The 13,306-nt window shown below is 62.0% G+C and carries 15 protein-coding genes; 7 read left to right on the forward strand and 8 right to left on the reverse strand.

The features are described 5' to 3' along the window. The first annotated feature begins 24 nt into the window (after positions 1-24). Together purM and purN are read left to right on the forward strand one after the other, a co-directional pair. On the forward strand, positions 25-1,056 hold the full coding sequence (purM, locus tag ATE48_RS01885; protein WP_066767282.1) for a phosphoribosylformylglycinamidine cyclo-ligase: 1,032 nt from the start codon (positions 25-27) through the stop codon (positions 1,054-1,056). After that, positions 1,053-1,625: a phosphoribosylglycinamide formyltransferase gene (gene purN / locus ATE48_RS01890; RefSeq protein WP_066767284.1), complete on the forward strand. Its 573-nt coding sequence runs from the start codon at positions 1,053-1,055 to the stop codon at positions 1,623-1,625. Before purM ends, purN begins: the two co-directional genes overlap by 4 nt. Here the strand turns inward: purN and ATE48_RS01895 are convergent. Next, positions 1,622-1,924, reverse strand: a complete 303-nt coding sequence (locus tag ATE48_RS01895; protein WP_066767285.1) for a YkvA family protein — start codon at positions 1,922-1,924, stop codon at positions 1,622-1,624. The genes purN and ATE48_RS01895 overlap by 4 nt on opposite strands. An 80-nt stretch (positions 1,925-2,004) precedes the next feature. Beyond that, the gene (locus ATE48_RS01900) at positions 2,005-3,852 is read right to left on the reverse strand and encodes a GAF domain-containing protein (RefSeq protein WP_228126740.1); all 1,848 of its coding nucleotides are present in this window, start codon (positions 3,850-3,852) and stop codon (positions 2,005-2,007) included. Between the two features lie 76 nt (positions 3,853-3,928). On the opposite strand from ATE48_RS01900, the gene ATE48_RS01905 reads away from it, so the two are divergent. Both ATE48_RS01905 and ATE48_RS19610 read left to right on the forward strand, forming a co-directional pair. Next, positions 3,929-4,738, forward strand: a complete 810-nt coding sequence (locus ATE48_RS01905) for a class I SAM-dependent methyltransferase (RefSeq protein ID WP_066767290.1) — start codon at positions 3,929-3,931, stop codon at positions 4,736-4,738. 59 nt (positions 4,739-4,797) lie between these two features. Continuing rightward, positions 4,798-4,941, forward strand: coding sequence for a hypothetical protein (locus tag ATE48_RS19610; RefSeq protein WP_156767554.1), 144 nt, complete (start codon positions 4,798-4,800; stop codon positions 4,939-4,941). Between the two features lie 62 nt (positions 4,942-5,003). Here ATE48_RS19610 and ndk read toward each other — a convergent pair whose 3' ends face one another. From ndk to ATE48_RS01935, 6 genes are all read right to left on the reverse strand, one after another. Next, a complete protein-coding gene (ndk, locus tag ATE48_RS01910) occupies positions 5,004-5,426 on the reverse strand; it encodes a nucleoside-diphosphate kinase (RefSeq protein ID WP_066767291.1) in 423 nt (140 codons plus the stop codon). Positions 5,427-5,603: 177 nt separating this feature from the next. After that, entirely contained in the window at positions 5,604-5,930 is a 327-nt protein-coding gene (locus ATE48_RS01915) for an I78 family peptidase inhibitor (RefSeq protein WP_083197114.1), read from the reverse strand. A gap of 12 nt (positions 5,931-5,942) precedes the next feature. Then, a complete protein-coding gene (locus tag ATE48_RS01920) occupies positions 5,943-6,272 on the reverse strand; it encodes an I78 family peptidase inhibitor (RefSeq protein WP_156767555.1) in 330 nt (109 codons plus the stop codon). 21 nt (positions 6,273-6,293) lie between these two features. Then, entirely contained in the window at positions 6,294-6,623 is a 330-nt protein-coding gene (locus ATE48_RS01925) for an I78 family peptidase inhibitor (protein WP_083197115.1), read from the reverse strand. Next, on the reverse strand, positions 6,620-7,063 hold the full coding sequence (locus tag ATE48_RS01930) for a DNA polymerase III subunit chi (protein WP_066767294.1): 444 nt from the start codon (positions 7,061-7,063) through the stop codon (positions 6,620-6,622). Before ATE48_RS01930 ends, ATE48_RS01925 begins: the two co-directional genes overlap by 4 nt. Continuing rightward, positions 7,063-8,553 carry a leucyl aminopeptidase gene (locus ATE48_RS01935; RefSeq protein WP_066767296.1) on the reverse strand — a complete coding sequence of 497 codons (1,491 nt, stop codon included), beginning with the start codon at positions 8,551-8,553 and terminating at the stop codon, positions 7,063-7,065. Before ATE48_RS01935 ends, ATE48_RS01930 begins: the two co-directional genes overlap by 1 nt. A gap of 164 nt (positions 8,554-8,717) precedes the next feature. On the opposite strand from ATE48_RS01935, the gene ATE48_RS01940 reads away from it, so the two are divergent. The 3 genes from ATE48_RS01940 to ATE48_RS01950 all read left to right on the forward strand — a co-directional run bounded on the left by ATE48_RS01940 (position 8,718) and on the right by ATE48_RS01950 (position 13,304). Next, entirely contained in the window at positions 8,718-9,848 is a 1,131-nt protein-coding gene (locus tag ATE48_RS01940; protein WP_066767297.1) for an LptF/LptG family permease, read from the forward strand. Further along, on the forward strand, positions 9,845-10,945 hold the full coding sequence (gene lptG, locus ATE48_RS01945) for an LPS export ABC transporter permease LptG (RefSeq protein ID WP_066767298.1): 1,101 nt from the start codon (positions 9,845-9,847) through the stop codon (positions 10,943-10,945). The genes ATE48_RS01940 and lptG overlap by 4 nt, the downstream gene beginning before the upstream one ends. A gap of 106 nt (positions 10,946-11,051) precedes the next feature. Continuing rightward, positions 11,052-13,304: an LPS-assembly protein LptD gene (locus ATE48_RS01950; RefSeq protein WP_228126741.1), complete on the forward strand. Its 2,253-nt coding sequence runs from the start codon at positions 11,052-11,054 to the stop codon at positions 13,302-13,304. Positions 13,305-13,306 lie beyond the last annotated feature (2 nt).

Consider the following 13,306-nt stretch of genomic DNA (forward strand, 5'->3'; position numbering starts at 1 on the left):
TGTGGCGGCTTCTGGACTCATCACGTGACCAATACCCCGGGAACTAACGGACTTACCTATCGCGACGCCGGTGTGGACATCGACGAAGGCGAACGCCTCGTCGATCTCATCAAGCCGGCTGCGAAATCCACAGCGCGGCCAGGCGCTGAGGCCGCTTTGGGCGGATTCGCGGCCGCATTCGACCCGAAAGCGGCTGGTTTCAAGGATCCAATCTTCCTCGCAACGACCGATGGCGTCGGCACAAAGCTGAAAATCGCCATCGAAAGCGGTCGCCACGAGACGGTCGGCATCGACCTGGTGGCCATGTGTGTGAACGACCTCTCGGCCCAGGGCGCTGAGCCGCTGATGTTCTTGGACTATTACGCCACCGGCAAACTCAACGCCGAAGAGGCCGCAAAAGTGGTCCTCGGCATTGCCGAAGGCTGCCGCCAAGCCGGCGCGGCTCTCGCAGGCGGCGAAACAGCCGAAATGCCAGGCATGTACGGCAAGGGCGATTATGACCTCGCCGGCTTTTCTGTTGGCGCCGCCGAGCGGGGCGCGCTGTTGCCGCGCATAGATGAGATGATGATCGGCGACGTTATCGTCGGCATCGCCTCCAGCGGCCCTCACTCGAACGGTTATTCGCTTGTGCGCAAGGTCGTTGAGCGCTCGGGGCTCGCTTGGGACGCGCCAGCGCCGTTCGCGCCGGGCAAGAGCCTGGCCGAAGCGCTGCTGACCCCAACTCGCATCTATGCCAAGGCGCTAAAACCCATCTTCGAGGCCAAGCTCGCCAAAGGCGCCGCACACATCACCGGCGGCGGTTTGGTCGAGAACACGCCGCGCGCGTTGCCTGATCAGCTTGAAGCGGACTTCGACTGGAACGCATGGCAACGCCCTGCCGTGTTCGAATGGCTGCAAGCGACGGGGGGCGTCCCCGAAACCGACATGCGCCGCACGTTCAACCTCGGCATCGGCATGATCCTGATCGTCGATCCCGCAAAGGCCAACGATGTTGTCGCCAAACTCAACGGTGCAGGCGAGCAGGCCTTCAAGATCGGCGTGCTCAAGAGCGCATGAGCAAGAAGCGCGTTGCAGTCCTGATCTCAGGTCGCGGTAGCAACCTTCAAGCGCTGCTGGACGCCGATCAAAGCGCATACGAGGTCGTACTCGTCGTTTCGAACGTACCGGGCGCAGCGGGGCTTGAGCGCGCACGCGCAGCGGGCGTTGAAGCGCTCGAACTCGATCACAAGCCCTACGGAAAGAACCGCGAAGCGTTCGAACGCGATCTCGATGCGCTTCTGGTTCAGCGCAACATTCAGCTCGTCGCCCTCGCCGGATTTATGCGCGTGCTGACCTCCTTTTTCGTTCGCGCGTGGACGGGCCGCCTGGTGAACATTCACCCATCCTTGCTACCGAAATTTCCCGGCACAAAAACGCACGAGCGCGCCCTCGAAGCGGGGGAGACCGAGCACGGCGCAACGGTTCATCTCGTCGTCGATGAGGTGGATGCCGGCGAGATCATCGGTCAAGCATCGATGCCGATCCTCCCTGGCGACACGCCGACAGCATTGGCCGAACGGCTACTGGCTGTTGAGCACAAGCTTTATCCGCGCTGCCTCGCAGCGCTCGCGTCGCGCCTCAACTAGTCGGCGCCTCCGGCGCCGGCCTTCGGCATATGCGCGGCGATCGCGGCAATAGCCGCGGTGAGAGCGGCGAGGTCATCACCGTATCCCAGCACTGGAATAAAGTCGGCGACGACATCCGTCGGAACGATGAGATAGCCGAGTACGGCCACACACAGTCCCTTCACCCACACTGGCGTTTGCGGATCGCGAAGCATGGCGTGAATTTGCCTTGCTGCATCTATGAGTTTGTCGATACCGGCGATCGTACCGAGCTTCGCCTTCAAGGCCTCTTCCGAGTAAGCGCGCGAATGATTCCTCATCGATAGGCTCCAACCTTTGGCGCCTGAATAGTGCGGATTGGAACATCGCGCACGCGCCGAGCGCATGCCCACGGTATCGACTAACCGGCTTGCGCGGTTTGGCGCTGCTCCAGCTCTTCTTCTACCAGTCGCGCTATATCCTTCAGCATCCGCAATTGAGCTGCACTTAAACTGCGCGGCTTACGATCGACAATGCAGAACGCGCCGACGCGGGCGCCATCAGCGGAGTGGAGCGGAATGCCAGCATAGAATCGCACGTGCGGATCGCCAACCACAGCCGGATTCTCAGCGAAGCGATCATCTTGCAGAGCATCGGTTACGACCAACGGCTCACTGTCCAAGATTGCGTGCGAGCAGAACCCAATGTCGCGGGGAGTTTCGCTGAATTCAAAACCCTGGTGCGCCTTGAACCATTGGCGATCCCGATCAACGAGCGTGACCAAGGCAATAGGCGCATTGAGCGCCGCCGCTGCAATGCGAGCGTGCCGGTCAAAACGCTCTTCAGCGCCGGTATCAAGAAGCCCCAAGCGCTGAACCGCCGCGAGCCGTTCTTCTTCGTCTTGCGGCAGCGGCGCTTTGCGCCAACGCAACATTGAACGCATCAGCCACGCCCGCAAACGCGAGCGCGCATATTGGAGGCTGTAGGGTCGCGTCAGCCAATCGGTCACGTCTGCTGCTTCGCCCTTGTCGGCCGGGGCCTGCGCCTGATCCGCGACGATGATGATTGGAATGTCTTTGACATCCTCGCCCGGTAGCGCCCGCAGCTCAGCACAAAGCGCAATGGGGTCAACGTCAGGCAACGCGTACCCAAGAAAGACAAGCGAGGGCCGACCACCCTGCACCGCTTCCTTCAATTGTTCTATCAAGACTTCCGAAACACTTGGAATGCCATCGGCGCGCGCGGCGGCCATCAAGACAGCGCGATCGCTGGGCGGAACACCTGCGATCAGCACCAACTCGTCTGAAACGCTTGTCGCTGGTTCAACCAAGCTTGAGGGCAGGAATGGGCTTGCCTTGTTGGTGTTGGCCGCCCCGCGCAGCGTAATCGCATTACCCTCCGCCGCACCGACAACTTCAAGATCAGCTTCGGCCGCCTTTACGCGCGCACGCGCGGCGACCAACAACTCATCAACCGCATCATCCCCGCGGCTTGGGTCGTGGTGATAGAGCGCAAGCTTTTTCACGTTGCCCGCAATCGCGACATCGACGGCGTATTCGATCGTGCTGTGACCCCAACCGATCTTTTCTGGAAATTCCGCAGCCGTGTACTGCGCGTCGTGGATGACGAGATCGGCGTCGCGGATAAATTCCACATGGGCGGCGTCACCGCCTTCGCCCGCTTCGGGGTGGCCTTCGCCAGCGTGCGCGTCATGCGGCTCGTGATCGGAGGCGTACACAGCGCTCGCGCCGTCGACCTCGACCCGATATCCGACCGTCAGCGCTGGGTGGTTCAGATACTGCGTCGAGATGCGCACATCATCGATGCTGAACGCACCTTCCACAACTTCGTGAAAATGGACCGTGGCTGCAAATGCATTCAGCGCGACAGGAAAATAAGCGTACTCCATCTGCGCGGCGAGCACATCACGCAGCGATTGGCCCAGGCCCCGCGGCCCATAGATGTGCCATTCATTGCCGGCCACAAAGAGCGGCGCGAAAAACGGCAACCCTTGAATATGATCCCAATGCGTATGCGAGATCAGAATGTGCCCCTTAGCGCCCCGGCCTTGATCTATAAGCGCTTTGCCAAGCGCGTTAGCGCCTGTGCCAGCGTCAATGAGGATCGTCACACCTGAATCTGACGTCACCTCTACACAGGAAGTGTTGCCGCCATATCTGAGTGTTGCACCACCTGGCGTAGCGATCGATCCGCGTGTTCCCCAGAAGCGCACCTGCATCGCGTCACTCTCCTGAGTTCGCAGCGCCATTATGCGCCCGTTGTCGTGATCGGCAAGGCAAGACGAATGAACGGCGCGCGCCTATATCTGACGTAGGAGACATGACATGGCTGAACGCGATTACGTCCTCGGTACGCACGACGATGAAATCTACCGACTCGGCTATCAGCACCGCGTGTGGCGGCCTCGTGCTTTAGACGCCTGGGCGCGTGCGAAGATTGGCGACGCCTGCAAGGTCATCGATTTCGGCGCCGGCCCCGGCTTTGCCACCATGGACCTTGCCGAAATGGTTGGCCCCAGCGGCGAAGTGCACGCACTCGAGCGTTCACGACGCTTTCTTGACACGCTGGAAGCACAAGCGAAGGCGCGCGGCTTCACCCAAGTGAAGGCGCATGAGATCGATGTTGTGACGGATGACATTCCCGTCGCCGGAGCAGACGCGGCTTGGGCGCGCTGGATATTCGCCTTCCTTCCCAAGCCGAAGGCGGCGTTACAAAAACTAGTCGACGCCCTAAAGCCGGGCGGCGCGATCGTTTGTCATGAGTATCTCGACTACCAAACCTGGAAGCTCGCACCGCCCGCTCCGAACTTCGAGAAATTTGTGGACGAGGTGTCGGCCAACTGGCGCGCGTCCGGGGGTGAGCCTGACATCGCGCGCCACTTACCTGCGTGGCTTACCGAAATGGGTCTAAAGATCGAAAGCTTGAAACCCTACGTCGACGTCGTCTCGAAAGATGACAATGTCTGGCGCTGGCCAATCGGTTTCTTCGATATCCACATCGACCGCCTGCTCGAACTCAATCGCATCACCCCGCAAATGGCCAAGGACATGCAGGACGAATTCGCGCGCGTCAGTGTGCTGCCCGGCACACTCATGGTGACGCCGCTGGTGCTGGAAATAATTGCGCGCAAATAGCTGGCGGCGCCGCCAACTGCGTCCTAGCTCTAAGAGGCAACCCCTAGAGGAGCGCGTACATGGCAGACAAAAAATCGAGCGGCCCAGCCAAACCAGCTGCCGCGGGCGGCAAAAAGCTTGGCGGCACGGCAGCGCCTCCAGGACAAGTCGGTCAAGCCGGACGTCCGCTCAATCCGAACGCCACCGGAAAAAACAAGAAATAGCACAAACAAAAAGCGCGGCGCCCGAAAGCGCCGCGCTAAACTTTTGCGCCTTAACGCTGGCCTCAGCCGACGATCTCTTGGTCGGCGAAGAAGAACTCGATCTCGCGCGCCGCGTTTTCGAGGCTATCCGAACCGTGGACAGTGTTGGCCTCGATCGATTCAGCGAACTGCTTGCGGATCGTGCCTTCAGCGGCGTTCGCCGGATTGGTGGCGCCCATCACATCGCGATACTTCGCGACGGCGTCTTCACCTTCGAGAGCCTGAACGACGACCGGACCCGAAATCATGAACGTCACGAGATCGCGGAAGAACGGACGTTCCTTGTGAACGGCATAGAAGCCTTCAGCTTGGCCCTCTGAGAGCCAAATGCGCTTTTGCGCGATGATGCGCAGGCCAGCCTTTTCGATGACCGCGTTGACCGCGCCCGTCAGGTTACGCTTCGTCGCGTCTGGTTTAATGATGGACAGGGTGCGTTCGACGGCCATGGCTCGATGGGCTCCGGGTTCAAAATTGCGAGCCGGGTCTATAGCTGCACTGCACCAAGACGCCAAGTGCGTCAGAAGCACCCGATCATGTTTCGTTGGCGTGCGGCTCTGCGCCATTCGCCTGTCGGGCGCGTCAGGAAGCGGTTCGCGGCGCAGTCACCTGCGCCGCGCCCACGATCAATAACATTCAAGCGAGGTAATCACGCCGCTCGCATCGGTGAGCACGTTGAGCCGGTCGGCGCGGAAATCCTGCGTCACTGGCGTGTTCGGCTGGATGATGCGGATGTTGCTGTCGGCCGGGAAACTCGCCGCAGCGATGTTCGTGCCGACCAAGGCTGCATATTGCGCGGCGCCGCAGGCGTCTTGCGCGGTCGCTTCCGCCGGCGTTGTTGCAGCGGTCGCGGCGGGCGCTTCAGTCGTCGCCGGTGTTTCAGCCGGCGGCGTCGTGGTTTGACCGCAAGCAACGAGTGCAAGCGCGGCGCAAAGAGCCATCATCGTTCGCATGGTCGAAACTCCTCAATAGCAATTCAACGACGCGACGTTTCCGTCGGTGTTGGTGGTGATGTTGAGACGGGTCGCGACAAAATCCTGCGTCACCATCGTCTCGGGCGTCACAATGCGCGCGCCGGCCGGCAATGTTGCGAGATCGATCGCACTTGCTGGCGTGCCGATCAGCGCTTGGTGCGCGGCGGCGCCGCACGTGTCTTGCGCCGTTGCTTCAGCCGCGTTGGTTGGCGCCGCCGGCGTTTCGGCGACCGGCGTTTCGATGGTGGCGGGCGGTGTGGTCGTCTGGCCGCACGCGGCAAGCGCCAAGGCGCAGGACGCGATCAAGATGAACTTACGCATTTGCTTCACTCCTTCGCGCGCTCACCCGCAATGCAACCGCGTCACCTTGCCGTCCGCGCCGAGATCGATGTTCAGGCGGTCGGCGCGGTAGTCCATGGTCACGGAACAATCGTGGCAAATCACACGCGCGCTTTCGGGTAACGCGGCCCGATCGATTTCGGCGCCAAGCATGCCTACAAGGCTCTGGTGAGCGGCCATCTGGCAGGTGTCCGGCGGCGGACGATGGATCTGTTCTTGCGTCGAGCGACGCGCGATCGCGTCCATTTCGCGGTACGTGAGATCGCGCTGATAGCCACCGCCGCATGCGGCCAAGCCGATGACAACAATTCCCGCTAAAACCCAGCGCATCATTGCTGCTTCTCCCAACGCCCGCCGGCGCTCTCTTTCCAGTAAGACGCGGTGATGCCCGCATCCTTGGCCTGTTTCCAGCGCGATCGGGCCGATTCCAAGGCGGCAGGATCGCGGCCGTCGAAGATGAGGCAGGCGCGCTCGAAGCTGGAAATATCGCCCGGCTCGGCGTCGTCGACGAGGAAGAGCGCCTGTGCATTGTTGGGGTTGCCGCCTTCGAGCGTCAGCCAGACAGGCTGGCGCTTAGGGTCACCCTCGCGCGCATGCGGAACGAAACTGTCGTCGCGAAACGTCCAGATCGCAGTGTCGAGTTGTTCGAGGCGCTCTGCATTGCCGGCACGCACCAAGGCGCGCCATCCGCGTTGGAGAGATTTCTCCAACAGCGGCGGCAGCGCCCGCTCGAGCTCACTTTTTTCAAGATGGTAGAACCAGAGTTCAGCCATCAGTCCTCGTAGCGATTTTGGATAAGGCGGTTGAGCAAGCGTACGCCGTACCCAGTGGCCCAGGCCGGCGACAACGGATCTTCGTACGGACCTGACTTCCAGGCGGTGCCCGCGATGTCGAGGTGCGCCCAAGGCGTGCCGTCTTTCACGAACCGCTTGATGAATTGCGCCCCGACGATCGAACCGGCAACCGGCTTGCCGGCGATGTTTTTCATGTCTGCGTTTGGGGTGTCGATCAGCTTGTCGTACGCGGCGCTGAGCGGCAGGCGCCAGACCGGCTCGCCTTCAGCTTGACCGGCGGCCGTGATGGCGTGCGCCAGGTCTTCGTCATTGGCGAACATGCCGGCGTTCTCGTGGCCGAGCGCGACGATCACGGCGCCCGTGAGGGTGGCGAGATCGATCAGGACGGAAGGATCGTACTTGTCCTGCGCGTACCATACGGCGTCAGCGAGGATGAGACGGCCTTCGGCGTCGGTGTTGAGCACTTCGATGGTCTGGCCGGACATGGTGTTCACGATGTCGCCGGGGCGCTGGGCGTTGGCGCCCGGCATGTTCTCAACCAGAGCGACGACGCCGACGACATTGGCTTTGGCTTTGCGGAGCGCGATCGCTTTCATGGCGCCAGCGACAGCAGCTGCGCCGCCCATGTCGCCCTTCATCTCATCCATGCCAGCGCCGGGCTTTAGCGAAATGCCGCCAGTGTCGAAGGTGACGCCCTTACCGACGAGCGCGACCGGCTTTGAGCCTTTCGAGCCGCCGTTCCATTTCACCGCAACCAGACGCGCCGGACGTGACGAGCCCTGAGCCACCCCAAGCAGCGCGCCCATGCCGAGACGCTCCATGGCGGCGGGTTCGAGAATTTCGACGTCGCAACCGATCGTCTCGAGATCGCGCAGACGCTCGGCGAAGCTTTCAGGATAGAGAACGTTCGGCGGCTCGCTGACGAGGTCACGGGCAAAGAAGACGCCCTCGACGACGGCGGCGTCCTTTTCGGCGCGAGCCTTGGCGGCGGCGGGGCCATCCATCGAAATCTCAACCGCTGTGAGCGAGGGCTTTTGCTCGGGCTTCAGCTTGGTGCGGTAGGTGTCGAAGCGATAGGCGGCGAGACGCGCGCCCATGGCGGCGTGCGAACCGGCCTCGGCTTTTGAGACGCTCGGCAGAGCGTCAGGCTGCAGCACGAGCTTTTCAGCGCCCGAAGTCAGCACCCGCTTCACGGCGTGCCCGGCCCAGCGCTCGACCGCCATACCGTCAGCTGCGTCGGACTTGCCGACGCCAATCACCAGCACACGCGCGAAATCGACGCCATCCGGCGCCAGGATGTCCGCTACCTGGCCTGCGCCGCCCTTGAAGTTCGCGGCTTTCATTGCTTTGACGATACGACCGCTTGATGCCGTGTCCAGCGCCTTGCCGGCGGCGAGCAATTCGCCCCCGTCAGTCGCCATCACCGCCACAACGTCGCCGCCACCAGCGGTCACAAAACGGATTTCCATGAATTCCCCATGTCGTCGGTTGGGAAAGGGAAGAGGCGCCAGCGCCCGCTTCAACCTTGGTCCGGCGCTGTGGTAGCCATGCCCGAAGCAATTGAAAAGCTGAGTGCGGCGGTTAGTCAGATAGCGGGCGCCCGCACTTGCATCAGGGACGCCCAGGGAACGCGATGAACACGATTTCAGCTTATGTGTTCCGGCAGGCGCTGGGTCCGCTTCTGGCGATCCTTGGCGCGCTGGCCGCGATCGCCATTCTTACCCAAGGCCTCAACCAGCTCGACATCATCGTCACCAATCGGCGCGCCGGTTTCGCGTTCGCCTGGGTTACGATCCTGGCGCTGCCGCAGCTCATCTCGCTCATCCTGCCAATGGCGCTATTTATTGCGGTCGTCTACGCGCTGAACCGGATGCACAGCGAAAGCGAGATCGCAGTGCTCTATGGCGCCGGCGTTTCGCGCCAGCGGCTGGCGCGACCCATTCTGCAACTCGCAGTGCTGGCGGCGATCGTTCACCTCGCGATCAATGTGCTCATTCAGCCATGGTCGTTCGAAGAACGACGAAAGGTCTTTTACGACCTTCGCACAGACATCGCCTCAAGCCTCATCGAAGAAGGCTCGTTCACTTATCCGTCCGAAGATCTCACGCTCTACGCACGCTCGCGCGGCGGCGGCGGCGAACTTCGCGACCTTCTCATCAATGACGGCCGCACCGAGCCTGGCATCACCTACACGGCGCGCGCCGGCGCCATCGTCACCATCGAAGGCGCACCCGCCATCGTTATGCGTGACGGCCAAGTGCAGCGGCAAACGGAGGAAGGCGGGGTCGATGTGCTCGACTTCGACCGGTACGTTCTGAAATTCGATGGCGTCTTCGACGAGCCTGACCTCTTCTTCTTGAAAGCGTCAGATCGAACGCTGTTCGATCTGATCTTCCCGGACCGCACGGCGCACTACGACCAGCAAAACATCGACGAATTCCTCGCCGAAGCGCATGGCCGACTTTCGGCGCCGCTCCTCAACATTGCGCTCGCGCTCATTGCATTGGTGGGCGTTTTAATGGGTGATTTCAGCCGCCGCGGTTATGGGCAACGGATTATGTGGGCCTCGGTTATCGCCCTTGTCGTGCGCCTCGCATCGCTGCTGACACAGGCCGCCGCGGCCGATGAGCCTCAACTCAATTCGCTTCAATACGCGTTGCCGCTCGGCGTCATCGTACTTGCGGGCCTGATGCTCGGCGGCAAGATCACGACCAAGAAACGGCGCGAGATGGGCCCATCGGTTCTGGCGAGGGCGGAAGCATGAGTTTCCTTCTGTCCCGCATGGGCCGCTACATTATCGCCCGCGTGTTTGGCGGCGTACTGATCGCGCTGATCGCCGTGCTCGCCTGCATTCTGCTGATCGATCTGGTTGAGCAGATGCGTACTGTTGGCGCACGCACAGATATCTCACTGCTCGAAGCGCTGCGGCTCACATTGCTGAAGACACCGATGTTGGTGGAGCAGACGTTACCCTTCGTCGTGCTTGCTGGAACGATGATGGCGATCATCGGCTTGAACCGATCGAGCGAGTTGGTGGCGATGCGCGCGTCCGGCGTGTCGGCCTGGCGCTTCCTCACTCCGGCCGCATTCGTTGGGATCATGCTCGGCGTGCTGGCCGTGACCTCGCTCAACCCGCTCGGCGCATACCTCTACCAACAGTTTGAATCCGAAAAGGAGGATGCGCTCTCCGAGCGTCTTTCGGCCACGGGCCAGAATGGCGTTTGGATACGTCAGGGCGACGAGGAGGGTCAGGTCGTCATTCACGCCGATGGCGTCGATCCCAGTGGCACCCGCCTGCAGGGCGCTACCTTCATGTTCTTCGAGGTCCAGCAGGACGCCCTACGGTTCGTCCGCCGGATCGAGGCGGCGAGCGCCGAACTGAAGCCGGGCTTCTGGCAACTCACAGATCTGGTTGAGGCCACCCCAGGCGGGCGCCCAGTGCGTCAGACCCACCTCGCCATCCCGACGACGCTGGACGCGACCGAACTCATCAACAGGTTTGTGAACCCGGCCACGCTCTCATTCTGGGCGCTGCCTTCGTTCATCCGCGAAGCGCGGGAGGCGGGTTTTGCCCCCACACGCTACGAGATGAAGTGGCAGAGCCTCCTGGCCTACCCGCTCCTGCTTGCAACCATGGCAGGACTCGGGGCCGCTTTCTCCCTGCAGTTGCAAAGACTTGGGAATCTCGCCCGCTGGGGCGCGGCTGGCGTCAGCATCGGGCTCTTCCTCTTCTTCTACAGCCAGCTGGCCGGGGCCTTCGCCATGACCCAGTCGGTGCCGGCTGCGGTGGCGGCCTGGAGCGCCCCACTTGCAGGGATGTTCATAGCCCTCGCCCTCGTCGCCTTCGTCGAGGACGGCTAAGCAGCAACAGCCCGTGTGAAACGATTCCCCGTACGGCTTCGGGCGCTAGACGCCTTGCGTGTCAGACGTTTAGGTAAATTCAGGGGGAGTCGCCAAAGGGATGCGAATGAGCCGTTCGGGGGACATGGCCGGCCGGCCGGCCGAACGGACACCGTTCGGTTGGGCCGCACTAGCTGCAGCGCTGGCCATGACGGTCAGCACGTCGGCTATTGCACAGGCGCAAACCACAACCTCCCCGCCTGCACCAGCTGAGCAAAACGCGAACGTCCTGCTCGAAGCGGACGAACTCATTGACGATCAAGAAGCGCACACCATCACCGCGCAAGGCGATGTGCAAATTCGCTACCAAGGCCGCACGATGCGCGCCGACCGCCTCGTCTACAATTTGGAGACAGGCGAGATCCGCGCCATCGGCGACGTGCAGATCGCGCTCGAGGACGGATCGGTTACGTACGCCGAAGAGATTGAGGCCGACGAAGCGATGAATGTCGGCGCCGCGCGCGAATTGCGTGCGCGCATCGGAGATGGCGGAACCTTGGCTGCACGCGCCGCTGTGCGCCGCGGCGAAGGCGAGAGTGAGCTTCGCAACGTCATCTACACAAGCTGCCCGATCTGCACGACCGGCGATCGTCCGCCGACGTGGAGCTTGCGTGCGCGCCGCGCGGTTCAGAACCGCGCAACGCGGACGATTTCCTATCAAGGCGCTGTGCTCGAACTCGCGGGCGTGCCGGTTCTTTATCTGCCGTTTATCGCGCACCCAGATCCGAGCGTCGAGCGCGCCTCCGGCCTGCTGCCACCGAACATCGGTCGTAACCAGCGGCTCGGCACTTTCTACGATCAACCGTATTATTGGGCGATTTCACCGTCGCAGGATTTGACTGCGTCACTGCGCATCCACGGCAACGTAAATCCGCTGATCGGCCTGCAGTATCGCAAAGAATTCTGGTCCGGCGATCTCGAACTCAACACGACGTTCACACAGGAAGAGAACTTCGATTCAGACGGCGACCGTTTGGGCGATGAGAGCCGCTTCCGTTACAGTGTGTTCGGCCAGGGCGCCTTCCGGATCAATGATTACTGGAACTGGGGCTTTGGCATCGAGAACATCTACGACGACGAATATCTGCGTCGTTACGATCTCGATGGCGCCGGTGAGCGCCGCGGCCCCTATATCGGCCAAGACACGCGCCTGATCAGCCAGCTTTACGCGATCGGCCAAGGTATCGATTCATATAGCTCGATCTCGCTCGTGAGCTTCCAGGGCCTTCGCGAGAACGACACTTCGGAATTGCTACCGCTCATTCTCCCGTACGCGGAGTTCGATCGCGTCATCCAAGATTCAGTGCTCGGCGGGCAACTGCGCTTGCAAGCCAACACTGCCGCGTTGTCACGCCGCGACGACGGCGTCGGCCCTTACGTCGGCAACGACGCGCGCGTTTCCGTTTCGGCCACCTGGCGCCGCGATACGATCTTCGGACCGGGCATGGTGTTTAGCCCGTTCGCACAAGCACGCGGCGACCTCTTCCATGTGGAAACGTCGTCCGACAATTACGAGACATTCGGCCGAGGTCTCGGCCTCGCCGGCGCTGAAGTCGCTTGGCCGTTCATGCGTCCAGGTGAAAGCTTCGACCTTGTCCTTGAGCCGGTCGTTATGGCCGCGTGGGCGACGGACGATTCCGACGATCCGCGTATCGTCAACGAAGACAGTCTCGCCTTCGAACTCGACGATTCAAATCTCTTCCGCCCGAACGCGGCGCCCAATTACGATCTCTGGGAGCCCGGCGGGCGGGTGAGCGCAGGCCTTCGCGCCACGGCTCGCGCACGGACCGGCGAAAGCGCCACCGTCATGCTGGGCCGCCGCTGGCGCGACGAACAGGCGCCCGGCTTCACCTCTCAGAACAACCTCGCCGGCGAGGCGTCCGACTGGGTGGCGTCCGGGCAGATCGATCTGGGCAGCGGCTTCGGCGCAGAGACGCGGATGCGCCTGGACGACGAAAGCTTCAAAGTCCAACGCATCGATTTGAGCGTGCGCGGTCAGCTGGGCCGCTTCAGCGCCGTGGGCCGCTACCTCAATGTCGATGAGGCCCTCCTCACCGACCCCGACAACCCGAGTGAAGAAATTAACGCAAGCATCGGGGTCGAATTGGCCCGTGGCTGGCGGATGCAGTTTGGCCTGACGCGCGACCTAGATTCAGACATAAACCTGAGTCAGGACATCCGCGCGATCTATGAGGATGACTGTACTTTCCTCGAAATCGCCTACACCCGCTCGGAAACGCAGCGGGGCACCATCGGCCCCGATGAAGGACTGCAGATCCGGATTGGTCTGCGTTCGCTCGGGGTGTTGGGCGGGAGCTGAGG

Origin of the sequence: Candidatus Viadribacter manganicus, from assembly GCF_001679665.1 — a bacterium.
Classification (GTDB): Bacteria; Pseudomonadota; Alphaproteobacteria; order Caulobacterales; family Aquidulcibacteraceae; genus Vitreimonas; species Vitreimonas manganica.

Excerpts from the sequence above, each read along its gene's own strand:
- ndk (WP_066767291.1), bottom strand. The coding sequence starts at position 5,426 with ATGGCCGTCGAACGCACCCTGTCCATCATTAAACCAGACGCGACGAAG.
- ATE48_RS01920 (WP_156767555.1), bottom strand. The coding sequence starts at position 6,272 with ATGCGTAAGTTCATCTTGATCGCGTCCTGCGCCTTGGCGCTTGCCGCG.
- lptG (WP_066767298.1), top strand. The coding sequence starts at position 9,845 with ATGAGTTTCCTTCTGTCCCGCATGGGCCGCTACATTATCGCCCGCGTG.
- ATE48_RS01950 (WP_228126741.1), top strand. The coding sequence starts at position 11,052 with ATGAGCCGTTCGGGGGACATGGCCGGCCGGCCGGCCGAACGGACACCG.
- ATE48_RS01935 (WP_066767296.1), bottom strand. The coding sequence starts at position 8,553 with ATGGAAATCCGTTTTGTGACCGCTGGTGGCGGCGACGTTGTGGCGGTG.
- ATE48_RS01930 (WP_066767294.1), bottom strand. The coding sequence starts at position 7,063 with ATGGCTGAACTCTGGTTCTACCATCTTGAAAAAAGTGAGCTCGAGCGG.
- ATE48_RS01925 (WP_083197115.1), bottom strand. The coding sequence starts at position 6,623 with ATGATGCGCTGGGTTTTAGCGGGAATTGTTGTCATCGGCTTGGCCGCA.
- ATE48_RS19610 (WP_156767554.1), top strand. The coding sequence starts at position 4,798 with ATGGCAGACAAAAAATCGAGCGGCCCAGCCAAACCAGCTGCCGCGGGC.
- ATE48_RS01895 (WP_066767285.1), bottom strand. The coding sequence starts at position 1,924 with ATGAGGAATCATTCGCGCGCTTACTCGGAAGAGGCCTTGAAGGCGAAG.
- ATE48_RS01900 (WP_228126740.1), bottom strand. The coding sequence starts at position 3,852 with ATGGCGCTGCGAACTCAGGAGAGTGACGCGATGCAGGTGCGCTTCTGG.
- ATE48_RS01905 (WP_066767290.1), top strand. The coding sequence starts at position 3,929 with ATGGCTGAACGCGATTACGTCCTCGGTACGCACGACGATGAAATCTAC.
- ATE48_RS01940 (WP_066767297.1), top strand. The coding sequence starts at position 8,718 with ATGAACACGATTTCAGCTTATGTGTTCCGGCAGGCGCTGGGTCCGCTT.
- ATE48_RS01915 (WP_083197114.1), bottom strand. The coding sequence starts at position 5,930 with ATGCGAACGATGATGGCTCTTTGCGCCGCGCTTGCACTCGTTGCTTGC.
- purN (WP_066767284.1), top strand. The coding sequence starts at position 1,053 with ATGAGCAAGAAGCGCGTTGCAGTCCTGATCTCAGGTCGCGGTAGCAAC.